Origin of the sequence: Methylobacter luteus IMV-B-3098 (assembly GCF_000427625.1) — a bacterium.
GTDB lineage: Bacteria > Pseudomonadota > Gammaproteobacteria > Methylococcales > Methylomonadaceae > Methylobacter > Methylobacter luteus.
On record NZ_KE386569.1, the window covers coordinates 1173837 to 1200766 of the forward strand.

Sequence of the window (26930 nt, forward strand, 5' to 3'; positions counted from 1 at the left end):
TAAGTCGCCCCACAAGCGAATCCAGGAGAAGCTGATGGTCACTATCGAAATCGACGGCGTGCAATACCAGGCGGAAGCCGGTGAAAGCCTGCTGCCAGTCTGCCTCGCCCTGGGCCTGGATCTGACCTATTTTTGCTGGCATCCGTCCCTGGGTTCGGTAGGCGCGTGCCGGCAGTGCGCGGTGATGCAGTACCAAAGCCCGGAAGACAAAAAAGGACGTCTCGCCATGGCCTGCATGACCCCCGTGACCGACGGCATGCGCATTTCCCTTCAGGCCGAGCAGGCCAGGCAATTCCGCAGCGACAACATCGTCAACTTAATCCAGGGGAAGCTGATGGTCACTATCGAAATCGACGGCGTGAAGTATGCAGGGGCGAATTCATTCGCCCAGGGCGACTTAAGTCGCCCCACAAGCGAATCCAGGAGAAGCTGATGGTCACTATCGAAATCGACGGCGTGCAATACCAGGCGGAAGCCGGTGAAAGCCTGCTGCCAGTCTGCCTCGCCCTGGGCCTGGATCTGACCTATTTTTGCTGGCATCCGTCCCTGGGTTCGGTAGGCGCGTGCCGGCAGTGCGCGGTGATGCAGTACCAAAGCCCGGAAGACAAAAAAGGACGTCTCGCCATGGCCTGCATGACCCCCGTGACCGACGGCATGCGCATTTCCCTTCAGGCCGAGCAGGCCAGGCAATTCCGCAGCGACAACATCGAACTGCTGATGATCAACCATCCGCACGATTGCCCGGTCTGCGAGGAAGGCGGCGAGTGCCATCTGCAGGACATGACGCTGATGTCCGGCCATACGGTACGCCGTTATCGCGGCCAGAAGCGCACGCATAAAAACCAGTACCTCGGCCCGTTCATCAACCATGAAATGAACCGCTGCATCGCCTGTTACCGCTGCGTGCGCTTTTATGACGACTATGCCGGCGGCAGGGATTTGCAGGTTTTCGGCATGCACAACAATGTTTATTTCGGCCGCTTCGAGGATGGGACGCTGGAAAACGAATTCAGCGGCAACCTGGTCGAGGTCTGCCCGACCGGCGTCTTTACTGATCGGACTTTCAGTGCCCGCTACACGCGCAAATGGGATCTGCAAACCGCGCCTTCGGTGTGCGCGCACTGCGGCCTGGGCTGCAATACGGCGCCCGGCGAGCGTTACGGCGAGCTCAGACGGATCATCAACCGCTATAACGGTGAGATCAACGGCTACTTCCTCTGCGACCGGGGACGCTTCGGGTACGGTTTCGTCAACAGCCCCGACCGCATTTTAAAGCCGCGCATTCATGATCGCATGGACATTCCAATTGAGGAGGCTGAACAGAAGTTGCGTGACTGGCTGACTGATTCGACGATCGGCATCGGCTCGCCCCGTGCTTCTCTGGAAGCCAATTTTGCCCTGCGCAGCCGGGTCGGCGAGGAAAATTTCTATCTCGGCCTGGATGACAATGAGCAGACGATGCTCGAAGCGATCGTCGATATTATGCGTAACGGAGGCATCCGCTCCCCGTCACTGCGCGAGGTCGAGCAGGCCGATGCCGTGCTGATTCTGGGCGAGGACGTGACCCACAGCGCGCCCAGGCTGGCGCTTTCGTTGCGTCAATCGGTGCGCAATGCCGCGTTCGATCAAGCCCGGAACCTGAACATAGCGCCCTGGCTGGACAAGCCCGTCAGGGAGCAACAGATAGATCACCGCAGCCCGCTGTTTATCGCCAGCGTTTGCGCAACGCGTCTGGATGACGCTGCCACGGCCACTTACCGGGGCAGTCCGGAAGACATTGCCAGGCTGGGTTTTGCCATTGCTCACAATCTTGATTCCCATGCACCGGAGCCTGCCGGTTTGAACGATGATGCGCGCGCACTGGCCGTCACTATCGCCGACAGCCTGAAACAGGCCAAGCGGCCATTGGTGGTGTCAGGAACCGCCAGCGCCAGCCTCGCCATTATTGAGGCTGCCTACAACGTGGCCAAAGCGTTGCCTGCGCAAAACAGGCAACTGACTTTCACGGTGCCGGAAAGCAATAGCCTGGGTCTTGCCATGATGGGCGGAAAACGCTTGCGGCAGGCTTTCGAACGGGTCCATGCGGCCGGGCGCGTGATCATCCTCGAGAACGATCTCTACCGGCGCGCGCCGCTCTGGGATGTCGATACCTTCCTGCAGGCGGCACAGCAGGTGGCGGTCATTGACTGCCTGAACAACAGGACGGCCGAAAAAGCCACCCTGCTGTTGCCTGCCGCGACGTTTGCCGAATCCGACGGCACACTGATCAATAACGAGGGCAGGGCGCAGCGTTATTTCCAGGTCTATCCGGCGCCGGCGCCTGTGCGCTGCAGCTGGCAATGGCTGTTGGCCGACATGAAGGAGCTGAGCTTCGACAGGCTGACCGCCGCCTGCGCGGCCGCTTTTCCGGTGCTGGCGGATATCAGGCAGGCAGCGCCCGGCGCGGGCTTTAGAGTCGACGGCATGAAGATTCCCCGTCAGCCCCATCGTTACAGCGGCCGCACGGCCATGCAGGCGCATATCAACGTCAGCGAGCCCCGGCGGCCGGCTGATCCGGAAACGCCATTCACGTTTTCGATGGAAGGCGCGACAGCCGATGTGCCGGCCGCACTGGAACCGGTTATCTGGGCGCCCGGCTGGAATTCCAACCAGGCCGTCAACAAGTTTCAGGACGGGATCGGGGGACATTTGCGCGGCGGCGATTACGGCGTCAGGCTGATTGAACCCTCTGGCGAGCGGGATTGGTTCAGAACTATCCCGGAGCCTTTCAAGCCGATAACTGGCCAGTGGCGCATCGTGCTGTTGCAGCACATCTTCGGCAGCGAGGAGTTGAGCTTGCGCTCGCCGCCGGTGGCCGAGCGCTCGCCGGCTGCCTGCGCCCTGCTGAATCCTGCGGATGCCAGGATGCTGGGCGTGCAGGCGGGCGATAACGTCGAAATTCACTGTATTTCCGGCGGGCCGTTCATCGTGCTGCCAGCGGGCATCAAGCCGAATTTACCGGCCGGCCTGCTGGGCATAACGGCCGGATTGCCGGGAACCGAGCGGTGTTGTCAAACGCATCACGTGATACTGAAGAAAGCGATCGGGGAGGGGCCATTATGAATACCGGGCTTGGCGGTGCCATGGACATTATCGGCATCCTGCTGTCGACGATTCTCGTGGCGGCGATGCTGATCTGGGTGGAGCGCCGGCTGCTGGCCGTCTGGCAGGACCGCCTCGGACCCAACCGGGTCGGTCCCTTGGGGCTGTTTCAGGTCGCGGCGGACATGATCAAGATGTTCTTCAAGGAGGACTGGATTCCGCCTTTTGCCGACAAACTCGTGTTCGTGCTGGCGCCCACGATCGTGTTCATTACCATGCTGACCGGTTTTGCCGTGATTCCGTTTGCGCCGGGCGTCGGCATTATCGATTTCAATTTCGGGCTGCTTTATTTTCTGGCGCTGACGTCCCTGTCCGTCTACAGCGTTGTGCTGGCGGGCTATGCCTCGAACAACAAATACTCGATGCTGGGCGGCTTGCGCGCCGCGGCCCAGACCGTCAGCTACGAGGTGTTCATGGGCATTTCCATCATGGGCGTGGTCATGCTGTCCGGCACCTTCAATCTGCGCGGGATCGTCGAGGCCCAGCGCGACGGCTGGTTCATCCTGCCCCAGTTCGCGGGTTTCGTCGTGTTTCTGGTCGCGTCCGTGGCCGAAAGCCGCCGGGCGCCGTTCGATCTGCCCGAAGCCGAGCAGGAGTTGATAGCAGGCTTTCATACCGAGTATTCGGGCATGAAATTCGGCATGTTTTTCGTCGGCGAGTATCTCGGCATTACCCTGACTTCCGCCATGATCGTGACCTTGTTTTTCGGCGGCTGGCTGGGGCCTTGGCTGCCGCCGCTGGTCTGGTTCTGCCTGAAAACCACTGTCGGCATCCTGTTTTTTATTCTGTTGCGCGGATCGCTGCCCCGGCCGCGCTATGACCAGCTCATGAGCTTCGGCTGGAAAGCCATGCTGCCGGTGGCATTGCTGAACCTGCTCATTACCGGCGCCGTGGCGCTTTATGGCACATAAGGGAGAGATCATGCTGAGTCAATTACGCACATTATGGGAAGTTCTGAAACATACCTTCACCAAACCCGACACGATCGAATATCCCGAGCAGAAGCGGGAATTGTATCCGCGCTACCGGGGGCGCATCGTGCTGACGCGCGATCCGGACGGCGAGGAGCGTTGCGTGGCCTGCAATCTGTGCGCCGTTGCCTGTCCCGTGGACTGCATCGCGCTGCAGAAAGCCGAAGACGAAAACGGGCGCTGGTATCCGGCCTTTTTCCGCATCAATTTTTCCCGCTGCATTATGTGCGGCTTTTGCGAGGAAGCCTGCCCGACCTGTGCGATTCAACTGACGCCGGACTTCGAGATGTGTGAATACGACCGCCAGAACATGGTTTATGAAAAGGAGCATCTTCTGATCGACGGCACGGGCAAGTACCACGATTACAATTTTTACCGCGTGGCCGGCATGACGGTCGGCGGCAAGGACAAGGGCCAGGCCGAAAACGAGGCGCCGCCCGTCGACGTTAAAACGCTGTTGCCATAAGGAGTATTGATATGGAATTGGTACTGTTCTTTATCTCATCGGCGGTCGCCGTCTTCGCGACGGTCATGATGATCACGCGCGTGAATGCCGTGCATGGCCTGCTTTATCTGATTCTGTCGCTGCTGGCCGTGGGCGTCCTGTTTTTCCTGCTGGGCGCGCATTTCGCCGCCGTGCTGGAAGTGATCATTTATGCCGGCGCCATCATGGTCATGTTCGTCTTCGTGATCATGATGCTCAATCAGGGCGAGAAAACCACGGAGCAGGAGCGCGCCTGGCTGACGCCGGGCATCTGGACAGGCCCCTCGGTGCTGGCGCTGATTCTGTTCGCGGAAGTCGTGGTCGTGATTGCTGAAGGCGGCAGCGCCGGAACCGGGCAACTGGTGGATTCCAAGCAGGTCGGGATCGCCTTGTACGGCCCTTATCTGCTGGCTGTGGAACTGGCGTCGATGCTGCTGCTCGCGGGGCTGGTCGGCGCCTATCATCTCGGCAAGCCCATGATGGCTAAAAGGAGGGATGTATGAACGGAATCCCGATGGCGTATGGTTTGTCGTTGTCCGCCGTGCTGTTTGCGCTGGGACTGGTCGGCGTGCTGGTGCGGCGCAATCTGATTTTCATGCTGATGTCGCTGGAAATCATGTTCAACGCGGCGGGGCTTGCTTTCGTCGTGGCCGGGTCGCGCTGGGGACAGGCGGACGGGCAGATCATGTTTCTGCTGATTCTGACGCTGGCCGCCGCGGAAGTCGGCGTCGGCCTGGGATTGGTCATGCAGGTTTTTCACCGGTTCCAGACATTGGATGCGGATGCGGTGGATGAGATGAAAGGGTAGACGATGTAAATGTGTAGGCTGGGTTGGAGCTTTAGCGGAAACCCGGCATGGGCAATCCTAAAATGCTGGGTTTAGCAACCCAGCCTACAAAATGAGCGATTTGATGAGGCATTAAGGAGGACAGGTGATTGAATGGCTTTGGCTGGCGCCGTTGTTTCCATTGCTCGGGTTTTTGATCCTGGTATTGGCCGGCGATAAATTATCCGGATCGGCAGTGGCGTGGGTCGGGGTCGGTTCTGTCGGGCTGTCGGCCATTGCGGCGGCGCTGGTCGGCGCCTCGTTTCTGGCTGGCGATCTGCAGCCTTACCGGCTGGTGCTGGGTTCATGGATGGCTGTCGACGATCTGTCGCTGCCTTTCGGCTTTTATCTGGACGCCTTGTCGGTCACGATGCTGTTCGTCGTGACCGGCATCGGTTTTCTGATCCATGTCTATTCGGCCGGGTTCATGGCTGATGATGCCGGTTATGCGCGCTTTTTCGCCTATATGAATCTGTTCGTCGGCGCCATGCTGGTGCTGGTCTTGGCGGACAATCTGGCGATGCTCTATCTGGGCTGGGAGGGCGTAGGGCTCGGCAGTTATCTGCTGATCGGCTTCTGGTATGAGAACCCGGACAACGGCTATGCGGCGCGCAAGGCTTTCGTGATGACGCGAATCGGCGATACGTCGCTGGCGCTCGGCCTGTTTCTGCTGTTTACGCAGTTGCACACGCTGGATATTCAGGCTGTCTTGCAGGCTGCAGGCCAGTGGCAGGCCGGAAGCTGGCTGCCGGTGGCGGCTTCCGCGCTGCTGCTGGGCGGCGCGGTCGGCAAGTCCGCGCAGTTGCCGCTGCAAACCTGGTTGCCGGATGCCATGGCCGGTCCCACGCCGGTCAGCGCGCTTATCCATGCCGCGACCATGGTGACGGCGGGCGTCTACCTGATCGCCAGAACCCATGGTCTGTTCACGCTGGCGCCTGCCGTGCAGTACGCCGTTGCGCTGGTCGGAACGGCGACTTTATTGATAGCCGGCTGTTCGGCGCTGGTCCAGACCGACATCAAGCGCATTCTGGCTTATTCGACGATCAGCCAGATCGGCTACATGTTTCTGGCGCTGGGCGTCGGCGCTTGGTCGGCGGCTGTTTTTCACCTGATGACCCATGCCTTCTTCAAGGCCTTGCTGTTCCTTGCCGCGGGCGCGGTCATTTTCTGTTTCCATCATGAACACAACATTTACAGAATGGGCGGCTTGCGCAAAGCCATGCCGGTCGCATTCTGGAGCTTTATGATCGGCAGCGCCGCGCTGGCCGCGCTGCCACTTACGTCCGGCTATTACAGCAAGCACGATATTCTGCTGGAGACTTTCGATGCCTCGCCCGGCCTGTGGGCGGCCGGCTGCCTTGGCGCGCTGATCACGGGCATTTACAGTTTTCGTTTGGTATTTGTGGCGTTTTTCGGTCCCGAACATCATGAAGTCGAGCAGGGCATCAGCTGGAGAATGGGGTTGCCGCTGATCGTGCTGTGCGCGCTGGCGCTGTTGGGCGGGCTGCTGCGGATACCGCTGGATTCGGTGTTTCCTGCAGGCGTTCAGGCGCATCGCGGTTGCACTGTTGTGAGCGCTCTGACGATTGCTGCGCCAGTGGCCGGTCTGGCGATCGCGGTATTGTTTTATCTGACCGGCACGTTTTCGGCGCAGAGGTTGGTTTCTTCCGAATGGGTCAGAGGTTTGCAGCGCTACTGGTTTAGCGGTTGGGGACTGGATAGCCTTTACGGCACATTGCTGATACGCCCTTTCAAGGCTATTGCCGGACTTAACAAACACGATGTGGTGGATAAGGGATATACCGCCATGGCAAGGCGCGGTTTTTACCTTCATTACATGGCCAGTGCCATACAGACGGGGCGGCTGCGCTGGTATGTGGCATCGATGGGTCTGGGCACCGTGCTGATCATCGCCATAGGATTGCTGTCATGATGCTGCTGGCGCTGATTGCGGTTTTGTTTGTTGGCGGGCTGGCGGCTCTTGTCGCCGGGCGCTGGAGTCCTGCCGCTCCGCGCTGGACCGCCTTGGCGGCATTGGCGGTTGAGTTTGTGCTGGTGCTGTCTCAGTATGCGCTGACCGCCGATAATTCATCGGTCTGGATAGCCGATCTGAAGTGGCCCTGGATTTCCCGTTTCGGCATCGGTTTTCATCTGGCGATGGACGGGGTTAGCCTGACGCTGGTCATGCTGACCGTTCTGCTCGGTTTCATGGCGGTCAGTTGCTCCTGGACCGAGATCAAACAGCGGCCGGGTTTCTTTTACTTCAATTTGCTGATGTGTCTGGCCGGGACCGTGGGCGTTTTCCTGGCGCTGGACCTGTTCCTGTTTTTTTTCAGTTGGGAGGTCATGATCATCCCGATGTATTTTCTGATCAGCATCTGGGGGCACGAAGACCGCACCGCGGCGGCCATCAAGTTTGTGATTTTCACGCAGGTGAGCGGCCTGCTGATGCTGCTGGCCATCGTAGTCCTGGCGCTGATTTATCGCGGCGAAACCGGCACTTACAGTTTTGATTATTTTGACCTGCTGGGCATGCCGCTCGATGCGGATGCGGCATTCTGGCTGATGCTGGGCTTTTTTATCGCCTTTACGGTCAAGCTGCCGTCGGTGCCGTTCCATACCTGGCTGCCGGATGCGCATACGCAGGCGCCGACCGGCGGCAGCGTCATTCTGGCCGGCGTCATGCTGAAAACCGGCGCTTACGGCCTGCTGCGCTTTGTCATACCGCTGTTCCCCGAGGCGGCGCATCAGTTTGCGCCGGTCGCCATGTCGCTGGGCGTCATCAGCGTGCTTTACGCGGCCATGATGGCGTTCGCCCAATCCGATCTGAAACGGTTGATCGCCTATACCAGCATCAGCCATATGGGTTTTGTGCTGCTGGGCGTGTTTTCCTGGAATCTGCTGGCGTTGCAGGGGGCGGTCATGACCATGCTGGCGCACGGCATCAGCGCCGCGGCCCTGTTCATGATCGCCGGCGCCTTGCAGGAACGCCTGCATACGCGCGAGATGGGCAACATGGGCGGGCTTTGGGCGGCGGTGCCGCGCCTGTCGGCCATGGCCCTGTTTTTTGCTATCGCTTCGCTGGGTCTGCCGGGGCTGGGCAATTTTCTGGGCGAGTTTCTGGTATTTCTGGGGGCTTTCAAGGTCAGCATGACGTTGACAGCGCTGGCGGCGCTGGTCATGATCCTGGCTCCGGTCTATGCCCTGATCATCATACAGAAAGCCTTCCATGGTCCGTTGCCGCATCCGCGCCCTGTAGTCGATTTCGGCCGCCGGGACATGATCGCCATGGGACTGCTGGTGATCGCCAGCGTCTGGCTGGGGCTGCATCCGCATCGGGTGCTGAGCGGGACGGAGCCGTCGTTGCAGCAGGCCATGCAAAGTTCTGCCGTTATGGAATCGACCGATGAACAGTAGCCAATTGATCGCTTTTTCGCCCGTCATCTGCGTCGCCGCCTCGGCGGTCATCGTCATGCTGATTATCGCCGTCAGGCGCCATTTCGCGCTGGCCTGCCTCATGGCCGGACTCGGCATTCTGGTTTCCCTGCTGGCGTTGACGGCGGCGGGGCGGCAGGGGAGCGTTCAGGTGACGGCTCTTACCCGGATGGATGCCTACGGGCTCTTTGCCATGGCATTGCTGTTGCTGTCAGGGTTGGCCGTCATTGCCTTTTGTTATGATTATTTCAAGGATCACGAAGGAGAAAACGAGGAACTGCTGTTTCTGATACTGACAGCGCTCCTGGGTGGCTCCGTGCTGGTGACGGCGAGCCATTTCGCCACATTTTTCATCGGTCTGGAAACGCTCAGCGTGTCTTTGTTCGTGCTGGTCGGTTATGTGCCGGGGCAATCGCGATCGCTGGAAGCGGCGACCAAATACCTGGTTTTGTCGGGCGTATCGTCCGCGTTATTGCTGATGGGCATGGCGCTGATCTATTCGGAATGCGGACAGCTCAACTTCAGCGGCATTGAACAGTATCTGGCCAGTCAGGAGCTATTTAATGCCATGGTACTGATAGGCATTGTTTTTATCGTGGCCGGGGTGGGATTCAAGCTGTCGCTGGTGCCGTTTCATCTGTGGACGCCCGATGTCTATGAAGGCGCGCCGGCGCCGGTCACGGCCTTTATCGCCACGGTCTCGAAAGGCGCTGTTTTCATGCTGTTGCTGCGCTTTTTTCTCGACAGCGGCAGCTATTCCTATGCTTCAGTGCTGACTGTTTTCACGGTCATGGCCGTTCTGTCCATTCTGTTCGGCAATGTGCTGGCGCTGCTGCAAGATAACGTCAAGCGCATGCTGGCCTATTCATCCATCGCGCACATGGGCTACCTGCTGATTGCTTTCATTGCCGGAAGCAGCATAGCGCCGAACCTCGTCATCGAATCCGTGACTTTTTATCTGGCCGCTTATTTCATCACCACGCTGGGCGCTTTCGGCGTCGTGTCGATCCTGTCCACGCCGCAGGCAGAGGCGGTGGAACTGTCGAGCTATCGCGGGCTTTTCTGGCGCCGGCCGGGGCTGGCGGCAGTCTTCACGCTCATGCTGCTGTCGCTGGCCGGCATTCCGCTGACGGCCGGCTTCATCGGCAAATTCTATCTTTTCGCCGCTGGCGTCGATGCCCAACTGTGGGGACTGTTGCTGATGCTGATTATCGGCAGCGGCCTGGGGCTTTATTACTACCTGAGAGTCATCGTGGTCATGTCGATAAGCCAGGCAGCGGACAGCCATGCCGGCCCCGTGGCGGCTTTGGGACGAATGTCCTCTGCGACGCTGGTCTTGTTGACGGTGCTGCTGGTCTGGCTGGGTGTTGATCCCATACATCTGATGAGTTTGATTCAGGGGTTGTAACGGATGTTGTAAATATTATGAACTGATGCAGTGCAGGGTCGAATTAATTCGACCCGAAGCCAAATTTCCGGGTGACAGTGATCAGCAAACCGATAATATATTAGCTATTTGCTTGTCGATAAGACGATAAGAGCAGGTAGCGCCCTTGAACGAAAATACAGAACCAAACCTGAGCAAAACACTGGAAGCGGTTTACCGCACCGAGTCGCGGCGCGTACTGGCGACATTGATTCGTCTGCTGGGGGACTTTGATCTTGCGGAAGAAGCCTTGCACGATGCATTCCAGGCCGCGCTGGAGCAATGGCCGCGTGACGGCATGCCCGCCAATCCCCGAGCGTGGCTGGTCTCAGCTGGTCGTTTCAAGGGTATTGACGGTATTCGGCGACATGCCCGTTTCGACGTGCTGGACGATGTTGCCGGGCAAGTCGACACCGCCGTCTTCGAAACGGCAGCAGGGGAAGAAGAGAGTGTCGAGGACGATCATCTCAGGCTCATTTTTACCTGTAGCCACCCAGCTTTGGCGCTGGACTCTCAGGTGGCTCTAACCCTGCGAGAGGTAAGCGGGCTCACCACGGAAGAAATCGCCAGCGCGTTTCTTTCTACGCCGACGACCATCGCGCAGCGTATTGTGCGGGCTAAAGCGAAAATCCGCGACGCCCGAATTCCCTACGAGGTTCCTGCGCATGAGGATTTGCCGGATCGGTTGGAGGCGGTTTTGCGGGTAATCTATCTGGTATTTAACGAAGGTTATTCAGCCTCTGCCGGCAGTGAGCTGACGCGGCATGATCTCTCGGGCGAAGCCATTCGTCTTGGCAGGCTCCTGATCGAACTCTTGCCACAGGAATCAGAAGCATCAGGCTTACTGGCGCTGATGCTGCTGCACGACTCCCGCCGCGCCGCGCGCACTTCACCGAATGGCGACTTGATCCTGCTGGACGAACAGGATCGCGTGCTTTGGAACCGCGAGCAGATTGCAGAGGGCTTGACGCTGGTTATGCAGGCATTCAGATCACACAGCATCGGTTCCTACACACTGCAGGCAGCCATTGCGGCGGTTCACGCCGAAGCCTCCAATTCCGGTGAAACCAACTGGACGGAAATTATCGGACTTTACGATCTGCTGCTACAGGCGAATCCCTCGCCTGTGGTCGAACTGAATCGCGCGGTGGCGATCGCCATGCGTGACGGGCCGGAAGCAGGTCTCTTCCTGATCGACGCCATACTTTCACGCGGCGATCTTACAGATTATCACCTGGCACATTCGGCGCGAGCGGATCTGTGCCGCCGGCTAGGACGAACCGGGCAAGCCGAAGTCGCTTACCGGCAAGCGCTCAGCCTTGCCCGACAGGAACCGGAACGGCGTTTCCTCGAACGGCGATTGGCCGAACTGAAAAATTAATCGGCGCGTTGTCGATTTCGGGTTCCGTCAATCGACTATAGGCGTTATCCACGTTTTTCAACTATAAATTTAAGGAGTGAGCCATGAAGTATCTATGCCTGGTCTACAGTGAGGAAGAAAAACTACATTCACTGCCGGAAAGCCCGAAGGATGAGGAATGTCTGGCTTATGACGAGGCGCTCCGCATGAGCGGGCACGGCATCGCCTCTGAGGCTTTACAGCCTGTTCAGGCCGCCACCACCGTGCGGGTCCGCAATGGCAAGGTTTCCATTACCGATGGCCCCTTCGCCGAAACCAAGGAGCAACTGGCCGGGTTTTATCTCATTGAGGCTCGGGATCTGAACGAGGCGATCCAGCTGGCCGCGAAGATCCCTCCGGCACGCGTGGGCAGCATCGAGGTGCGGCCGATCCGGCCGATTCGGGAAATGGCCCAGGCTGAAATACACCCCAACCTGGAAATATCGCCTCTGCCATAAAATATTTGTGATCATCGTGTCGATTTCACGTCGCCTCGTTCGACTAGTAAGCAGAGCCGGCGGCAAGATCGCCAGAAAGCTCGATCCCAAACTTTAACTGACAGGAGATAAGACAATGCGATTCATGATTATGGTCAGGGCCACTCAAGACTGTGAAGCCGGTGTTATGCCCGAAGAGAAACTGATAGCTACCATGGCAAAATTCCACGAGGAACTGGCAGAAGCCGGCATGCTGCTTGATGCATCGGGGCTTCAGCCGAGTTCGAAGGGCTGGCGTATCAAGTATTCAGGGGATAAGCGCACCCTGATCGACGGGCCGTTTGTTGAGACCAAGGAGCTCATCGCCGGCTATACGCTTATTCAAGCGAATTCGAGGGAAGAGGCCATCGAGTGGACCCAACGCTTTCCCAATCCCGCCGGTGAGGGAAACGAAGCGGAGATCGAGGTGCGTCAGTTATTCGAGCTGGATGACTTTGGTCCCAGCGAGGCGATCGAACGCTTTCGCGAGCTGGAGGCTGAGGCGAAGATGTAGGCAATCTTTACTTGGCAAAATAATCCGTCGATTTCACTGCGCCTCGTTCGATTATTGAGTGAAGCAGGATTTAGACGGTCGAATTCGTATACAGAACTGTTCCAACATTAAAACCTAAATCTGAAGGAGAAATCTCATGCCACAAGTAAAACCTGTTCCGGACTGGATGCACACAGTAACGCCTCATTTGATTTGCGACGGAGCCGCTGATGCCATCGAGTTCTACAAGAAGGCGTTCAATGCCGTTGAAATGATGCGCCTGCCGGGTCCGCAGGGCAAACTCATTCATGCCAGCATTCGAATTGGTGATTCAGTGGTCATGCTGGCCGATGAATTCCCGGAATGGGGTTCATTCGGACCCAACTCGCTCAAGGGCTCGCCAGTCACCATTCATCTCCAGGTCGAAGATGTCGATGCGCTCTTCGAGCAGGCCGTCAGCGCCGGGGCGGAAGTCAAGATGCCGGTCCAGGATATGTTCTGGGGCGATCGCTACGGATATCTTGAAGACCCGTTCGGTCATCACTGGGCAATCGCCACGCACGTTCGCGATGTAAGTCCGGAGGAACTGCAGGAGGCGGCGCTGAAAGGCTGCTGCTAGCTTTATCAACTGTGACAATAGGGTATAGGCAAGGACGTCGAGACCGGTCTTACCAATCGCAGCCTCGAAGAAGTGTAATGAAATCGAGGCTGCGAAATTGAGTTTTCTTGATACTGAGGGTTAAACACCATGCAAAAAATCACCCCATTTTTGTGGTTCGATGGCAGAGCCGAAGAGGCGATGAATTTTTATACGGCCATTTTTAAAAATTCCAGGATTGGAAACATTACCCGTTATGGAGAAACGGGGCCAGGCCCTGTGGGAACGGTCATGTCCGCGACATTCCAGCTCGATGGACAGGAATTCATTGCCCTAAACGGTGGTCCGCACTTCACTTTCTCGCCGGCCATATCGTTTTTCGTGAACTGTGAGACACAGGAAGAAGTCGATGAATTGTGGGAGAAACTTTCCGCGGGCGGTGAAAAACAGCAATGCGGCTGGCTTAAAGACCGGTTCGGTGTGTCGTGGCAGATCATTCCTTCCGCTTTAGGCGAGATGTTGCACGGCCCGGATGCTGAAAAATCGAAAAGAGTCATGCAAGCCATGCTGAAAATGGACAAAATCGACATTAAAAAATTGCAGCTCGCCTATGAGCAATCATAATAAATAGAGTGTTTCGGGTCGAATACCCATAAGGCACAAGTGGATTCGACCTTACAGGCTGTGGCGCTCTGCGGCAAACGGGATAAACCTTCCTGCGCAACATCAGCTGATAATTATTCAACGTTCCGATTAAATTGCTTGAGGCAATATCAACACAGCTGCTGCCGGCTATCTCCGTCGAAGCCAGCCATTAAATAGTCCGGAAGCCAAATCCTGGTTGAATTTTCCCGTTCGGAAAATGCGCCTATGTTTGATACCGAACGGAGGTAATCGAGCAATCGGTTCATTTTATGGAAAATTGAGTTAAGGACAGAATTACCATCAGAAAGCAGTGAGGCGAAACCGGAAAGGAGGGCGTTGAGATGGCCAATAGCAGAGACCGCGCGGAAATGTCCGATGCGCTGGTGCTTTTTGGCGTGACGGGCGATCTGGCCCAAAAAATGATCTTCCCGGCGCTTTATGCGATGGCGAAGCGGGGCGGCCTTAATGTGCCGGTGATCGGCGTCGCGTCATCGCAGTGGAGCCAGGAGCAGCTTCGGCAGCGGGCAGCGGACAGCATTCAGGCATCAGGCAAGATAGATGACCGGCAAGCCCTGAACCATCTGCTCTCCCTGCTCCGGTACGTGGCGGGAGATTATAATAATGCGGGCACGTTCGACGCGCTAAAGCAGGCTCTTGGCGAGGCCCGGCGGCCGGTGCATTATCTGGCTATTCCACCTGCGTTATTTGCGACCGTCATCAAAGGGCTCGGCGCCACAGGCCTGGCAGACCAGGCACGCGTCATCGTCGAAAAGCCGTTCGGGCGCGATCTGGCTTCCGCGCGGGAGCTTAACCGCATCGCGGGGTCAGTGTTCCCGAAAGAGTCGATCTTCCGCATCGATCACTTCCTCGGCAAGGAGGCGATCATGAATATCCTTTATTTCCGCTTCGCCAATTCATTTTTGGAGCCGATCTGGAACCGCAACTGCGTGGCCAGTGTTCAGATAACCCTGTCCGAGGATTTCGGCGTAGAGGATCGCGGTGCATTTTACGAAACCGTCGGCTGCCTGCGCGACGTGATCCAGAATCATCTGTTCCAGGTCGCTGCGCTGCTGGCCATGGAACCGCCGGCCTACCGGGGCTTTGGCGCCGTGCACGGCGAGCAGGCCAAGGTCTTCCAGGCCATGCGCCCGCTGCAGGCCGACGATCTGGTGCGCGGCCAGTACACGGGCTACCGTGATGAACCGGATGTGGCCGGGGATTCCGACGTGGAGACGTTCTGCGCCGTGCGGCTTTTTATCGACTCCTGGCGCTGGGAAGGCGTGCCGTGGTATCTGCGTTCCGGCAAATGCCTGGCCGAAACGGCTGACGAGGTGCTGGTCCAGCTCAAGCCGCCGCCGCAGCGGCTGTTCGCCGACTCGATGCCGGCGGACGGCCGGGCCAATTATCTGCGCTTCAGGCTTTCCCCCAACTGCGCCATCGCCGTGGCCGCCCGGGTCAAGCGGGCGGGGAAGGAATTCGTCGGCCGCCAGCGGGAACTCTATCTGTTTGATGAGCAACTCGATGAGGAGTCGCCTTATGATCGGCTTTTGGCCGATGCCATGGCAGGCGATGATGCACTCTTCAGCAGTGAGGAAGCGACCGAGGCCGCCTGGGCGGTGGTCGATCCCGTTCTGAAGTCGCATCACCGGGTTCACGCTTACTCGCCCGGCAGTTGGGGGCCGAAAGAGGCCGATGCGCTTATTGCCGCCGATGGCGGTTGGCTCAATCCCGCGCGGCAGGGGCCGAGGTCATGACGGCGCCGGACGGGATTGTCTTGTTGCCGGCCACGGAACCTATCGGCGGCCTGATCCGGCTTTTTTTACGGGAGTAACCTCATGACCGATTCAGCTCAACTCGACCAGCTTTGCATCAATACCTTGCGCACACTCTCCATCGATGCCGTGCAGAAAGCGAAATCCGGCCATCCCGGCACGCCGATGGGCGCGGCTCCGACAGCCTACTGCCTCTGGCAGCGCTTTCTGCGCTACGACCCGGTAGATCCCGAGTGGCCAAACCGCGACCGCTTCGTGCTTTCGGCCGGCCACGCCTCGGCGCTGCTTTACAGCTTGCTGTATCTCTGCGGCGTCAAGGCGGCGAGCCCCAGCTACAAGGAATCCGACCGGCTGGCCGTGACGCTTGAGGATCTCAAGACCTTTCGTCAGATCGGCAGCCGCTGCACGGGACATCCCGAATACGGCTGGACTTCCGGCGTGGAGACGACCACGGGGCCGCTCGGGCAAGGGGCGGCGACGAGCGTCGGCATGGCGATCGCGGAACGCTGGCTGGCGGCTACTTACAACCGCCCCAACCATGATCTGTTCGACTACAACGTGTATGCGCTATGCAGCGACGGCGACATCATGGAAGGCGTCTGCGCCGAGGCGGCGTCCCTGGCCGGGCACCTGAAGCTTTCCAATCTCTGCTGGATTTACGACGACAACGACATCACCATCGAGGGCTCGACCCGCTTGACTTTCACAGAGGATGTGGCGGCGCGTTTTTTCGGCTACGGCTGGAACGTCATTCATGTCAGCGATGCCAATGACCTGGAGAGGCTGGCGCGAAGCTACGAGATCTTTCTCGACACGGATGATTGCCCCACGTTAATTATCGTCCAGAGTCATATCGGCTATGGCGCCCCGAATAAGCACGACACCAAGGAAGCCCACGGCGAGCCGCTAGGAGATGAAGAGGTGCGGCTGGCGAAGGAATCTTATGGCTGGGATCCTGACGCCCAGTTCTACGTGCCGGACGAGGTTCCTGCGCACTTCCGTGATCAGTTTGGGCAGCGCGGCGCAGCGGCCCGCTTGGGTTGGGATGAACAGTTTGCAGCCTATCGCCAAAAATTTCCTGATCTTGCCGAGCAGATCGACCGGATGCAGCACGGTGACTTGCCGGACGGCTGGGACAGCGACTTGCCGGACTTTCCTGCCGATGCGAAGGGCATGGCGACGCGCGAATCGTCTGGCAAAGTGTTGAACGCGATAGCCGGCAAAATGCCGTGGCTGCTGGGCGGCGCGGCGGATCTCGCGCCGTCTACCAAGACGCATCTGAGCACTGAGCCGTCTGGCGAGTTTCAGGCGCCGGGGCAGGGCGGCGATTACAGCGGGCGCAATTTCCACTTTGGCTTGCGCGAGCATGCCATGTGCGCGATCGCCAGCGGGCTGAGCCAATCAAAACTGCGGCCTTACGCCGCAAGCTTCTTCATCTTCACAGACTACTGCCGCGCGGCGGTGCGGCTTTGCGCGATGATGGAACTGCCAGTCATCTATATCTGGACGCACGATTCGATCAGCCTGGGCGAGGATGGGCCTACCCATCAGCCTGTCGAACATCTCGCTTCTTTCCGCGCCATGCCGGGCATGGTCCTGATTCGTCCGGCGGATGCGAACGAAGTGATCGAGGCGTGGCGCGTCATCATGCAAATCAGGGATCGTCCCGTCAGCCTGGTGTTGACGAGGCAGGCGGTGCCGACGCTGGACCGCTCGCAATACGCGCCGGCGAGCGGCGTGTCGAGAGGCGCCTATGTGCTTGCCGATGCCGTGGACCAGTCGCCTGACGTGCTGTTGCTGGCGACGGGCAGCGAGGTCGCGCCCTGCGTCACAGCTTATGAGCAACTGGCATCGGAAGGGATCAAGGCACGGGTGATCAGCATGCCGTCGTGGGAGCTGTTCGAGGCTCAGAGCCAGGAGTACCGGGACAGCGTGCTGCCGCCGTGGGTTAAGGCGCGCGTCGCCGTCGAAGCGGCATCCAGCTTCGGTTGGGAGCGCTACGCCGGCAGCGATGGCGCCCGGTTTGGCCTGCATGCCTTCGGCCTCTCCGCACCGGCGAAAGTCGTCGCCCATCACTTCGGGTTCACGCCGGAAAACATTGCCGCCGCGGCCAGGGAGCAAATCGCGCAGCACCGCAAAAGCAGTGCAGGCGGCCAAGAAGATTAGCATTGAAAGATATCCCGCTCTTAATCGCAGCGTCTGTCGTTCGGACAGCATCTGGCGCTGTGCGTTATTAATACACTTATCAGCATCGTAGGCAGTGTTCAGTCTGCGAGTCCAACCACCAGTCTTTATGAGAAATTGTGCATTGTGCATTTATATCATAGACATATATGAGAATGCTCTTCCTGTTTGCTTTGAACAAACGATCATATTGGGCCAGCTTGACCCTAATCAAATAGGGCAGACAAAGAATCCTGATTTCTTAAATACAATACTATTATATCATAGACATAATAACGACAAGATAGCCATCCAATACTTCCAGAAACAGAATTCGCGCCAAATCACTCGACACACTGTCATAATGATAATGTGGTGAGGATATGAATTATGATTGAGATAGATGGTGCACAAGGGGAGGGCGGTGGTCAGATGCTGAGAACTTCATTGTCCTTAGCCGCAAGTCTTAAGGAGCCGGTACACATCAAAAATATCAGGCAGGGCAGAAACAAGCCGGGGCTGATGCGTCAGCATTTGGCCAGCGTTAATGCAATGGCCGAAATATGCAATGCTCAGGTTATTGGTGCGTTCGTCGGTTCCCAGACAATTGAATTTATACCAGGTGACACTAAGGCCGGTAACTATCATTTTGCCATCAGCAGCGCCGGCAGCAGTACGCTAGTTTTTCAGACCGTACTGCCGGCATTGCTGTTAACCGGAAAGCCCTCGCGGTTGGTTCTGGAAGGCGGAACGCATAACCCAATGGCGCCCAGCTTTGATTTTATTCAACATAGTTTTTTACCGGTCCTGGAGCAAATGGGTATTGAATCGAATGCCAGGATAGAGCGCTATGGCTTTTACCCGGCAGGAGGCGGAAAATGGACAATAACCATCAAACCGCCTGAAAATTTCCATAAAATCATGCTGGAAAATCAGGGAACGCTACTCAGAAGTCAGGCAAAATGCATAGCGTCGCGCATACCCGGCCATGTCCTGATCAGAGAAAAAAAACAATTATTGAAAAGGCTGGATTGGCCTGAAGATAGCATTACATTGGCGACAGTTGAATCTCCAGGGCCTGGCAATATTATTTCTCTCCAGGTGCATTATCCGGACATTACAGAAGTGGTCGAAAGCATCGGCGCGCGCGGTATTAGTGCGGAACATGTGGCAGACAAAGCTGCCGATGAGCTATGCCGTTATCAGTCCATTGGAGCACCTGTCGGCTGCCATCTTGCTGACCAGCTTCTGCTGCCGTTAAGCCTGGGCGCCGGCGGTTCGTTTGTGACCGGGCCTTTATCCGGGCATACCCTGACCAATATCGCTGTGATTCGGCAATTCATCGATGTAGAGATCAATGTAGTGGAAATCGAACCGGGCAGACAATGGCGCGTTATTGTGAATGTATGATCAGATCCTTGCGCAGTATAAGCTTGGGGCTGATTCTGATACAGATCGGCTGCACTCTAATAACCGCCGACCAGCCGCCGCGTATTACGCCAGGATCTGACATCAAACCCGCTTTCGCCATACCCACCATACGCGAGCGCATGATTTACCTGGCGCGACAGGAATGGATGCTGTTTGGTCAGCCCGTAGCCGATTACACCCGTCAACCACCGGCGCTGACTTATCCTTTCGGAACAACGATCAGCCATGAAACCCAGGCGCCGTTTTTCTCACGCGTGTTTTTATACTGGTACACTGTTTCGTCATTGCCGATGGTAGGTTATGAGGGGGAAATGCGGCCCTGGTCAGGCGCTTTCATCGTTTGGCTGGCGCGTAGTGCCGGTGTGCCTGAAAGCGACCTGCCTTCCACAGTGCTGCATTGGGATTACATCGAGCATGCCCTGTCAGCCGATAAAAAAGCCCGATTCATCGCCCGCGATGCGAGGTTCTATTCGCCCAGGCCGGGAGACTTGCTTTGCGCGCCTCGCGAAGAGGGCTTCATGCATGAAGTTAATACATTTACACGACTGCGCCGCGGGCCTTATCACTGCGATATAGTGGTGGACCGTCGACCGCATGAGCTGGACCTGATTGGCGGCAATGTGCTCGATGCGGTCTCTCTGACTCATGCCGAACTGGATGCTCACGGTTACGTATTGCCCAATGCCGAGCGGCCCTGGCAGGTTGTCATCGAGCAGAGAGATATTGAATCCAAACCTTAAACTCGTGGAGGCACCAGCGAGGCAGGCAAAGCCGGTGAAGCGGAGCAAGGTCTACCGACAAGATCTGATTGATCACCCGCAAAATGGCTGGTCGCTGTCCGGGCTTGCCCAGAGCCTGCGCCGGCAAGGTAAAACTAAAGAGGCTGACGATGTCGAGCGGCAGTTCAAACATGTCTGGGCTGATGCCGATGTAACACTGACAAGCTCGCGCTTTTAGTTCATCAATCGACCAAAATAACGGCTAACAGCCAATAGATAAATAAGCATGGATAACTATATAAAAGATATTATATCATAGACATATTAATTGTAATTTAGACAGACAGTCAATGAATACAGACAAAAAACCGGTTAAAGGGACGCATGTATTTTCAGTCGCCCCGATGTTGGACTGGACAGACAAACACTGCCGTTATTTTCACCGCCTGATTTCACAGCACGCCTTGCTATATACTGAAATGGTCACAACTGGGGCATTGTTGCATGGAGATCATCACCGGTTTCTGCAATTTGAATCCGTCGAACATCCTGTCGTGTTTCAACTGGGCGGCAGTCATCCAAAAGATCTGGCAGTCTGCGCAAAAATGGTTGAGGACTATGGTTATGACGAGGTCAATCTAAACGTTGGTTGCCCCAGCGATCGGGTTCAGAATGGTCGGTTTGGCGCCTGTCTGATGGCCGAACCGGAGCTTGTCGCCGAGTGTATGGGAGCCATGCGGCAGGCAGTTTCGATTCCGGTGACGGTTAAATCGAGAATAGGCATTGACGAGCGCGATTCTTACGAAGAATTGTTGCGTTTTATAGCGATTGTGGCCGATGCCGGCTGCCGCACGTTTATCGTTCACGCCAGAAAAGCCTGGCTGAACGGCCTGTCGCCCAAGGAAAATCGGGAAATACCGCCGTTGCGCTATGATATGGTCTATCAACTGAAAAATGATTTGCCGACGCTGGAAATCATATTGAACGGTGGTATTACAACATTAAATCAGACTGAAGAGATTCTGAAACATGTTGACGGCGTCATGATAGGGCGGGAAGCCTACCATAATCCATATCTCTTAGCCGACGTCGACAGGCGTTTTTTTGCCGAGCCCCATGAGCCCAAGTCTCGTCACGAAATTGTGATGCAATTGATTCCTTATATTCAGCTGCAGCTTAAAAACGGTGCCCGCTTGAATAATATCTCGCGGCATATTCTGGGGCTGTTTCATGGTGAACCCGGCGCTCGAGGCTGGCGCCGGCATATCAGTGAAAATGTCAGCAAGCCCAATGCGGATGAAAATGTCATTTTGGACGCATTAAAATTCATTGATCAATGATGTATACTGGACAGCCATTTATATAATTGAGACTGAGAACTATGGAAGAGCATTTTTCCAAAATTATCGAAGCAGTCGGTGAAGACTTAAATCGAGAAGGCCTGATCGATACACCCAAACGCGCAGCCAAGGCTTTCAAATTTCTGAATAACGGCTACGATAAGACGCTGGATGAAGTGCTTAACGGCGCTATTTTTACAGCGGACACCGAAGACATGGTTATCGTCAAGGATATCGAATTGTATTCTTTATGTGAGCATCATTTGCTGCCTTTTATCGGCAAATGTCATGTCGGTTATTTACCAAAAGGCAAAGTGCTTGGCTTGTCTAAAATCGCCCGTGTTGTTGATATGTACGCGCGACGCCTGCAAATTCAGGAAAAACTGACCAAGCAAATCGCCGATGCGATTGAAATTGCAACCGGCGCCAGAGGCGTCGCCGTGGTTATTGAAGCCAAGCATTTATGCATGATGATGCGCGGCATTGAAAAACAGAATTCAATCATGACGACATCGGTAATGACCGGTATATTTCGTAAAGAAATCAGTACCCGTTCTGAATTTTTAAACCTTATCAACCGGTAAGTTTTTGCATGCCGCCTCAAAGCGCCACTTCTATTACCAAGAAAACAGGCATGCTACTGGTGAACCTGGGGTCACCGGCGGCGCCTACCGCCTCAGCAGTCAGGCGCTTTCTTAAGGAATTTCTTGGCGATCCTCGCGTAGTCAATTTACCGCGCCCTCTATGGTGGGTGATACTGCGCTTTTTTATTCTGCCTTTTCGTCCGCGCAGGTCGACAGCCGCTTATCGTAAAATATGGGATAAAAAGGGATCGCCTTTAGTTTTTTTGACGCGCCAGCTAACCGAACAGATCGCTGAACGATTAAACGCTAAAGGCGTTATAACCGATTATGCGATGCGCTATGGCGAGCCTTCCATGGCAAAGCAGTTAAATGCTTTCAAAAAACAGGGTGTCGAAAATCTGATTATCCTGCCACTTTATCCCCAGTACTCTTCAACAACGACAGCATCCGTTTATGATGATCTGATCAAGGAATTGAACCAGTGGCGACATCTGCCCAGTTTTCAATTTATCAGCGACTATCACCAGAATGAGTATTATATTACGGCCGTTGCAGACTCTATTGCGCAAGCCTGGTGCAAACAAGGCAAGAATGACCTGCTATTGATGTCCTTCCATGGCCTGCCTGAGCAGTTAACCAAGTGGGGCGATCCTTATTTTCATCAGTGCCATAAAACCGCCGCCTTGATCGCCGGGAAACTTCATCTCGACAAGGACCAGTGGCGTGTTGTATTCCAGTCCCGATTCGGCAAGGCGCAATGGCTCAAACCTTATTGCGCGGAAACATTGCAAAATCTTCCCAAACAGGGTGTTAAAAAAGTTGATGTGGTTTGTCCGGGATTTGCCGTGGACTGCCTGGAAACTCTGGAAGAGATCGCCATGGAAAATAAAGCTCTGTTTGTTGGGGCCGGAGGCGAGGTCTATCGCTACATTCCGGCTCTCAATGATTCAAAATCTCATGTTGATGCTATAGTTAAGCTACTCGAAGAAAAAATTTGAGAATTATCGACATAAGAGGATACGATCAAAACTGTGCAGTATGTGGCCTAGTGCACAACCTTGCTTTTACCGGCGTTGGCATGGAGTAAGAGTCTGGCGCCTCGAAAGAAAACATCATGCTATCCGGTATTGTCATTGCTGCGGTATAGTTTTTGGTGTCCTCAGTAAAAAAATAAAGAGCTAATGCGATGAAAGAAACCATATTACAAAGTTGGCAAGATGTTATTTGGCCTGCCGTTCAGTCCAGTAAACCGCTGAAGACCGGCGAGGGCGTCATTGATGAACGTTCCTTCAATACGATCGAAGTCAACGAGGTGTTTAATGCGATCAATCATGCCTCAACACAGGTGGGGCAAGCGGTTCTGTTTCGCTCTTTAACGCAGCCGCTGGATGTTCTGGAGGATATTAAAGCCAAACAGGAAGCTGTCGAGGAACTTCGCAATAACCCGGAGTTAAAAGATAATATCGAGCACATCGTGCAAAACGCGGCGACGCATGAGAAAAACTTTTACTTACTATTATTCGGTGAATTCCTCGGATCTTTTGGCACAGCCAAGGAAGAGCATGAAATAGAGGGCTATGGTTATCTACAATATAAGAGAGGCATTCGTCTTATGCTTGAGTTGGTTGACCAGATTCAAGCCAGTGAGGCACCTAAAAGCCGCTATCTCAACAGTATTTTTGAAAAAATAAAAGCTTTTGCGGAAACCCGACCTTATTCTCTGATGGAAGGTCCCGCTTATATTACTGAAAATGGCATTCAATCCAAACAGGAGAGAAAAGGCTCGTTTTCTCCGGCCATTATCTTTAGACCTCGCATCTTCAAACCCCTTTTGCTGGCATTGGTTTTCGGCATCATTTGGGTATTGGCGCATCTATTTCCGACAGATATGTTCAGAATTTCAGTGGAAGCCATCCCAACCATTTCCATTTTTTTTATTCCGCTGTTAATGGTTTATTTTCCAGTAGTTGGTGGTTTCGATAGGGATAGTTGCATTATCCCGTTAAGAAACGAGTTCAAAAGCTCGCAGGCGGTGGGCGAAACTCTGGATGCGCTGGGACAACTGGATGAATTGCTTTCGTTTATAAAATTTGCCGATGTTTTTGGGGGCGATCTGGTCCTGCCGAAACTGATTGAGGCCGAGCATCACCGCATCAATCTGGTTGATGCCAGGAACCCGGTTTTGGGCAAAGAAAATCCTCGTTATATTGGCAACAATTTTGCTTTGGAGGATGACAAGTTGGTCCTGGTAACTGGGCCTAATAGCGGCGGTAAAACCGCATTTTGCAAAACTATCACTCAAATTCAATTGCTGGCGCAAATAGGTTGTTACGTACCTGCCAAATCGGCAATTCTTACTGTAGCCGATAGAATTTTTTATCAGGTGCCGGAAATTAGCCACTTGGATGATGGAGAAGGGCGCTTCGGTACCGAACTGAAAAGGACCAAGGATATCTTTTTGGCTACCACGGCTAAAAGCCTGGTTGTGCTGGACGAATTATCTGAAGGTACGACTTTTGAGGAAAAGATGGAGTCATCCTCCAATGTGCTTAACGGATTTTATCGAAAAGGCAACAGCACTATATTAATTACTCATAATCATCAACTCGTCGATGATTTTGTCAGCAAGGGCGTTGGTTTGCCCAGACAGGTCGAGTTTGCTAACGATGCTCCTACCTATAAACTTATCCCCGGCATTTCCCGCATCAGCCATGCTGACCGTGTTGCCAAAAAAATTGGGTTTTCAAAAGAAGACATAGACAACTATTTGTCCGGCTCCAAATAAAAAAAACAGCACTGCTTCTGGTAGTGCAATCAAGTTTTTACTATCCTTATAGGGACAGCAAATTAATATTCGAATCTCTCGCATAGCCCCATAGGTATGGGGCTATATCGGTATTTGTTTGCAAAAAATGCCGCGTATGCGGCTTTAATTCTGATCAGGGAAAATAACAAAAATGATAAGAGTCGCTGTTGTTTTATTGTTTACTTTGCTTATTTCCAATCAAGTACTGGCTGATGTTTATAAATATGTTGATTCTGAAGGGCATGTCTATTATACGGATGATCCTAAAAACAGCCTCTATAAACGCATCATTCGCTCAAGACCCAAGAGTTACTCAAAAGCATTGCCTTTCGTAAGTGTCAACAAAAAGAAATATGCGGATATGATTGCCCAGGCTGCTGTCAGGCATCAGGTCGATGCGAAGTTACTGCATGCTGTGATCCAAGCGGAGTCGGCTTACGATGCCACCGCCGTTTCATCTGCCGGTGCAGTCGGATTAATGCAATTAATGCCAGCTACCGCAAGGCGTTATGGGGTTACCGATCGCCGCGATCCTGATCAGAATATCAATGGCGGAACACGGTACTTAAAAGATTTACTAAGAATGTTTGATTCGAACTTGAATTTGGCTGTTGCAGCCTATAATGCCGGCGAAAATGCGGTAATAAGATATCACAATTCAATTCCTCCATACCCCGAAACACGTAATTATGTGAAGCAGGTTCTGGCTCTCTATAACAGATAAATATTTTATGGCAGAAATTACTGCGAATTACCTGGTTCAAGATAGTCTGGAACTGTTCTCTTTGCCTGATATCTATTTTCAGCTTCGCGAAATGATTAACAGTCCTCGTTTCTCGATGAATGATATCGCTTTAGTTATAGCCAAAGACCCTGCATTAAGCGCACGAGTCCTGAAAATCGGCAATAGTACTTTTTATGGTGATCAGGCAAGAATTGATACGATTTCCAGGGCGGTCGCCGTCATGGGTAACGAAAACCTGCGCCATCTGGTTTTTGCAACAACCATAGTTAATTCATTCAACAAGATCCCGAATGACTTGATGGATATGACGTCCTTCTGGCTGCGCAGTCTTAATTGTGCGGTAATAGCTCAGTTACTGGCTAAAAAAAGTGCCGTACTGCATTGCGAGCGGTTATTTCTGGCTGGTTTACTGCATGATATAGGGTCATTGATTTTATATGCCAAATTACCAGGTAAATCACTCCAGGTTTTACTAGCAGCCGATCACAAACGCTACCTTGTGGCTGATCTGGAGCAGGAGATAATAGGGTTTACCCATGCCGATGTCGGGGCAGAGTTGATTAAATCGTGGGGACTGCCGGATTCATTATCTGAGGCAGTACTCTATTATTTAACTCCAGAAAAAGCTCTGATGCACAAACTTGATACCCACTTATTATTCCTGGCTACACGTTTGACAGATAGCATCCAGCAAAATAAATCCGTGCCGGAAATACTTGCAGAGGTTTCCGACGAAACCTTATCCATAGTCAGGCTAGGTGAATCGCAGATCGCTGAAGTTATAAACCAAGCCGATGAGGAATTTGAACAAATGTTCGAATTAATAGCGATCGATAAGCGCTTTCATTAAAGCACATACACCCCAAATTTTTCCAATAAGGAAATTAATTTAATTAGCGGTAAGCCAGTCAAGGCATTCGGATCATCGCCTTGAATTTTTTCAAACAATGCAATGCCCAGACTTTCAGATTTAAAACTGCCTGCGCAGTCGTAAGGCTTCTCAATGTCGACATAATGTTCAATTTGTTGTCGTGTCAATGTTTTAAAAAAGACTGTGCTGATATCCAAATCAGTCATGTAATGCATTGTATTACTGTTTATAATGCAGATACTGGTAAAAAATGTAACGGTATTGCCCGATGCTGCCTGAAGTTGCTTAATTGCTTTGGCTCGATTACCCGGCTTACCTAATTGTTTGTCATTGATCACAGCGACTTGATCTGAGCCAATAATAAGATGGTCGGGGTGCTTTTCGCATAATGCTTGCGCTTTTAGTTTTCCTAAACGTAAGGCAAGAGTTTCCGGTGCTTCATTCTCTAGCGGTCTTTCATCAACTTCAGGACTGATGGCCTTAAAATTCAAATGAAGTTTTTTCAATAAAGCTTGTCTATAAGGCGAACTTGACGCGAGAATTAAGTTATTGATTTTCATATTGGCAATTGTTGTAAGTTTGACGCAGTTATTGATTCCAGATAT

At 54.3% G+C, this 26930-nt stretch carries 26 protein-coding genes; 25 read left to right on the forward strand and 1 reads right to left on the reverse strand.

Going from position 1 to position 26930, the window contains the following annotated elements; translation table 11 throughout:
* Positions 1–34: 34 nt before the first annotated feature.
* The 25 genes from METLU_RS0107250 to METLU_RS0107380 all read left to right on the forward strand — a co-directional run bounded on the left by METLU_RS0107250 (position 35) and on the right by METLU_RS0107380 (position 26304).
* Positions 35–433, forward strand: a complete 399-nt coding sequence (locus tag METLU_RS0107250; RefSeq protein ID WP_027157631.1) for a 2Fe-2S iron-sulfur cluster-binding protein — start codon at positions 35–37, stop codon at positions 431–433.
* The gene (gene nuoG, locus METLU_RS0107255) at positions 433–3102 is read left to right on the forward strand and encodes an NADH-quinone oxidoreductase subunit NuoG (protein ID WP_027157632.1); all 2670 of its coding nucleotides are present in this window, start codon (positions 433–435) and stop codon (positions 3100–3102) included. The genes METLU_RS0107250 and nuoG overlap by 1 nt, the downstream gene beginning before the upstream one ends.
* Positions 3099–4052, forward strand: a complete 954-nt coding sequence (gene nuoH, locus METLU_RS0107260) for an NADH-quinone oxidoreductase subunit NuoH (RefSeq protein WP_027157633.1) — start codon at positions 3099–3101, stop codon at positions 4050–4052. The genes nuoG and nuoH overlap by 4 nt, the downstream gene beginning before the upstream one ends.
* A 10-nt stretch (positions 4053–4062) precedes the next feature.
* Positions 4063–4578, forward strand: coding sequence for an NADH-quinone oxidoreductase subunit NuoI (gene nuoI / locus METLU_RS0107265; protein ID WP_027157634.1), 516 nt, complete (start codon positions 4063–4065; stop codon positions 4576–4578).
* Positions 4579–4589: 11 nt separating this feature from the next.
* Complete coding sequence (gene nuoJ, locus METLU_RS0107270) at positions 4590–5099, forward strand: NADH-quinone oxidoreductase subunit J (protein ID WP_027157635.1); 510 nt, start codon at positions 4590–4592, stop codon at positions 5097–5099.
* Entirely contained in the window at positions 5096–5404 is a 309-nt protein-coding gene (nuoK, locus tag METLU_RS0107275) for an NADH-quinone oxidoreductase subunit NuoK (protein ID WP_027157636.1), read from the forward strand. The genes nuoJ and nuoK overlap by 4 nt, the downstream gene beginning before the upstream one ends.
* Positions 5405–5528: 124 nt before the next feature.
* Positions 5529–7355, forward strand: coding sequence for an NADH-quinone oxidoreductase subunit L (nuoL, locus tag METLU_RS0107280; protein ID WP_027157637.1), 1827 nt, complete (start codon positions 5529–5531; stop codon positions 7353–7355).
* Positions 7352–8839 carry a complex I subunit 4 family protein gene (locus tag METLU_RS0107285; protein ID WP_027157638.1) on the forward strand — a complete coding sequence of 496 codons (1488 nt, stop codon included), beginning with the start codon at positions 7352–7354 and terminating at the stop codon, positions 8837–8839. The genes nuoL and METLU_RS0107285 overlap by 4 nt, the downstream gene beginning before the upstream one ends.
* Complete coding sequence (locus METLU_RS0107290) at positions 8829–10265, forward strand: NADH-quinone oxidoreductase subunit N (protein WP_027157639.1); 1437 nt, start codon at positions 8829–8831, stop codon at positions 10263–10265. The genes METLU_RS0107285 and METLU_RS0107290 overlap by 11 nt, the downstream gene beginning before the upstream one ends.
* A 145-nt stretch (positions 10266–10410) precedes the next feature.
* On the forward strand, positions 10411–11664 hold the full coding sequence (locus tag METLU_RS0107295; protein WP_027157640.1) for an RNA polymerase sigma factor: 1254 nt from the start codon (positions 10411–10413) through the stop codon (positions 11662–11664).
* Positions 11665–11747: 83 nt separating this feature from the next.
* Positions 11748–12140, forward strand: a complete 393-nt coding sequence (locus tag METLU_RS0107300; protein ID WP_027157641.1) for a YciI family protein — start codon at positions 11748–11750, stop codon at positions 12138–12140.
* A 115-nt stretch (positions 12141–12255) separates the two neighbouring features.
* Entirely contained in the window at positions 12256–12672 is a 417-nt protein-coding gene (locus tag METLU_RS0107305) for a YciI family protein (RefSeq protein ID WP_027157642.1), read from the forward strand.
* A 136-nt stretch (positions 12673–12808) separates the two neighbouring features.
* Positions 12809–13270, forward strand: a complete 462-nt coding sequence (locus METLU_RS0107310; protein WP_027157643.1) for a VOC family protein — start codon at positions 12809–12811, stop codon at positions 13268–13270.
* Between the two features lie 129 nt (positions 13271–13399).
* Positions 13400–13873: a VOC family protein gene (locus METLU_RS0107315; protein WP_027157644.1), complete on the forward strand. Its 474-nt coding sequence runs from the start codon at positions 13400–13402 to the stop codon at positions 13871–13873.
* A 362-nt stretch (positions 13874–14235) separates the two neighbouring features.
* On the forward strand, positions 14236–15648 hold the full coding sequence (zwf, locus tag METLU_RS0107320; protein WP_027157645.1) for a glucose-6-phosphate dehydrogenase: 1413 nt from the start codon (positions 14236–14238) through the stop codon (positions 15646–15648).
* A gap of 81 nt (positions 15649–15729) precedes the next feature.
* Entirely contained in the window at positions 15730–17832 is a 2103-nt protein-coding gene (tkt, locus tag METLU_RS24790; protein WP_036242929.1) for a transketolase, read from the forward strand.
* Positions 17833–18219: 387 nt separating this feature from the next.
* Positions 18220–19239 (forward strand): RNA 3'-terminal phosphate cyclase, encoded by a 1020-nt coding sequence (gene rtcA / locus METLU_RS0107340; protein WP_027157647.1) that lies wholly within the window; start codon positions 18220–18222, stop codon positions 19237–19239.
* Positions 19240–19247: 8 nt separating this feature from the next.
* Complete coding sequence (locus tag METLU_RS0107345) at positions 19248–20000, forward strand: DUF2272 domain-containing protein (protein ID WP_231383567.1); 753 nt, start codon at positions 19248–19250, stop codon at positions 19998–20000.
* Positions 19984–20217 carry a hypothetical protein gene (locus METLU_RS0107350; RefSeq protein ID WP_155920486.1) on the forward strand — a complete coding sequence of 78 codons (234 nt, stop codon included), beginning with the start codon at positions 19984–19986 and terminating at the stop codon, positions 20215–20217. Before METLU_RS0107345 ends, METLU_RS0107350 begins: the two co-directional genes overlap by 17 nt.
* A 112-nt stretch (positions 20218–20329) precedes the next feature.
* A complete protein-coding gene (dusA, locus tag METLU_RS0107355; RefSeq protein ID WP_027157650.1) occupies positions 20330–21319 on the forward strand; it encodes a tRNA dihydrouridine(20/20a) synthase DusA in 990 nt (329 codons plus the stop codon).
* A gap of 41 nt (positions 21320–21360) precedes the next feature.
* A complete protein-coding gene (gene folE / locus METLU_RS0107360) occupies positions 21361–21903 on the forward strand; it encodes a GTP cyclohydrolase I FolE (protein ID WP_027157651.1) in 543 nt (180 codons plus the stop codon).
* 8 nt (positions 21904–21911) lie between these two features.
* A complete protein-coding gene (hemH, locus tag METLU_RS0107365; RefSeq protein ID WP_027157652.1) occupies positions 21912–22901 on the forward strand; it encodes a ferrochelatase in 990 nt (329 codons plus the stop codon).
* A 188-nt stretch (positions 22902–23089) separates the two neighbouring features.
* On the forward strand, positions 23090–24688 hold the full coding sequence (locus tag METLU_RS0107370) for a MutS-related protein (protein ID WP_027157653.1): 1599 nt from the start codon (positions 23090–23092) through the stop codon (positions 24686–24688).
* A gap of 172 nt (positions 24689–24860) precedes the next feature.
* Entirely contained in the window at positions 24861–25433 is a 573-nt protein-coding gene (locus METLU_RS0107375) for a transglycosylase SLT domain-containing protein (RefSeq protein ID WP_027157654.1), read from the forward strand.
* Between the two features lie 7 nt (positions 25434–25440).
* Positions 25441–26304, forward strand: coding sequence for an HDOD domain-containing protein (locus METLU_RS0107380; RefSeq protein ID WP_027157655.1), 864 nt, complete (start codon positions 25441–25443; stop codon positions 26302–26304).
* On the opposite strand, the gene METLU_RS0107385 is transcribed toward METLU_RS0107380, so the two are convergent.
* Positions 26301–26885 (reverse strand): Maf family protein, encoded by a 585-nt coding sequence (locus tag METLU_RS0107385; protein WP_027157656.1) that lies wholly within the window; start codon positions 26883–26885, stop codon positions 26301–26303. The two genes, METLU_RS0107380 and METLU_RS0107385, sit on opposite strands and share 4 nt — an antisense overlap.
* Positions 26886–26930 lie beyond the last annotated feature (45 nt).

Coding starts and splice junctions, on each gene's coding strand:
- zwf (WP_027157645.1), top strand. CDS start 14,236: ATGGCCAATAGCAGAGACCGCGCGGAAATGTCCGATGCGCTGGTGCTT.
- METLU_RS0107380 (WP_027157655.1), top strand. CDS start 25,441: ATGGCAGAAATTACTGCGAATTACCTGGTTCAAGATAGTCTGGAACTG.
- METLU_RS0107300 (WP_027157641.1), top strand. CDS start 11,748: ATGAAGTATCTATGCCTGGTCTACAGTGAGGAAGAAAAACTACATTCA.
- rtcA (WP_027157647.1), top strand. CDS start 18,220: ATGATTGAGATAGATGGTGCACAAGGGGAGGGCGGTGGTCAGATGCTG.
- METLU_RS0107305 (WP_027157642.1), top strand. CDS start 12,256: ATGCGATTCATGATTATGGTCAGGGCCACTCAAGACTGTGAAGCCGGT.
- folE (WP_027157651.1), top strand. CDS start 21,361: ATGGAAGAGCATTTTTCCAAAATTATCGAAGCAGTCGGTGAAGACTTA.
- nuoI (WP_027157634.1), top strand. CDS start 4,063: ATGCTGAGTCAATTACGCACATTATGGGAAGTTCTGAAACATACCTTC.
- METLU_RS0107385 (WP_027157656.1), bottom strand. CDS start 26,885: ATGAAAATCAATAACTTAATTCTCGCGTCAAGTTCGCCTTATAGACAA.
- tkt (WP_036242929.1), top strand. CDS start 15,730: ATGACCGATTCAGCTCAACTCGACCAGCTTTGCATCAATACCTTGCGC.
- nuoH (WP_027157633.1), top strand. CDS start 3,099: ATGAATACCGGGCTTGGCGGTGCCATGGACATTATCGGCATCCTGCTG.
- METLU_RS0107285 (WP_027157638.1), top strand. CDS start 7,352: ATGATGCTGCTGGCGCTGATTGCGGTTTTGTTTGTTGGCGGGCTGGCG.
- METLU_RS0107370 (WP_027157653.1), top strand. CDS start 23,090: ATGAAAGAAACCATATTACAAAGTTGGCAAGATGTTATTTGGCCTGCC.
- METLU_RS0107375 (WP_027157654.1), top strand. CDS start 24,861: ATGATAAGAGTCGCTGTTGTTTTATTGTTTACTTTGCTTATTTCCAAT.
- hemH (WP_027157652.1), top strand. CDS start 21,912: ATGCCGCCTCAAAGCGCCACTTCTATTACCAAGAAAACAGGCATGCTA.
- METLU_RS0107315 (WP_027157644.1), top strand. CDS start 13,400: ATGCAAAAAATCACCCCATTTTTGTGGTTCGATGGCAGAGCCGAAGAG.
- dusA (WP_027157650.1), top strand. CDS start 20,330: ATGAATACAGACAAAAAACCGGTTAAAGGGACGCATGTATTTTCAGTC.
- METLU_RS0107290 (WP_027157639.1), top strand. CDS start 8,829: ATGAACAGTAGCCAATTGATCGCTTTTTCGCCCGTCATCTGCGTCGCC.
- nuoG (WP_027157632.1), top strand. CDS start 433: ATGGTCACTATCGAAATCGACGGCGTGCAATACCAGGCGGAAGCCGGT.
- nuoK (WP_027157636.1), top strand. CDS start 5,096: ATGAACGGAATCCCGATGGCGTATGGTTTGTCGTTGTCCGCCGTGCTG.
- METLU_RS0107250 (WP_027157631.1), top strand. CDS start 35: ATGGTCACTATCGAAATCGACGGCGTGCAATACCAGGCGGAAGCCGGT.
- METLU_RS0107310 (WP_027157643.1), top strand. CDS start 12,809: ATGCCACAAGTAAAACCTGTTCCGGACTGGATGCACACAGTAACGCCT.
- nuoJ (WP_027157635.1), top strand. CDS start 4,590: ATGGAATTGGTACTGTTCTTTATCTCATCGGCGGTCGCCGTCTTCGCG.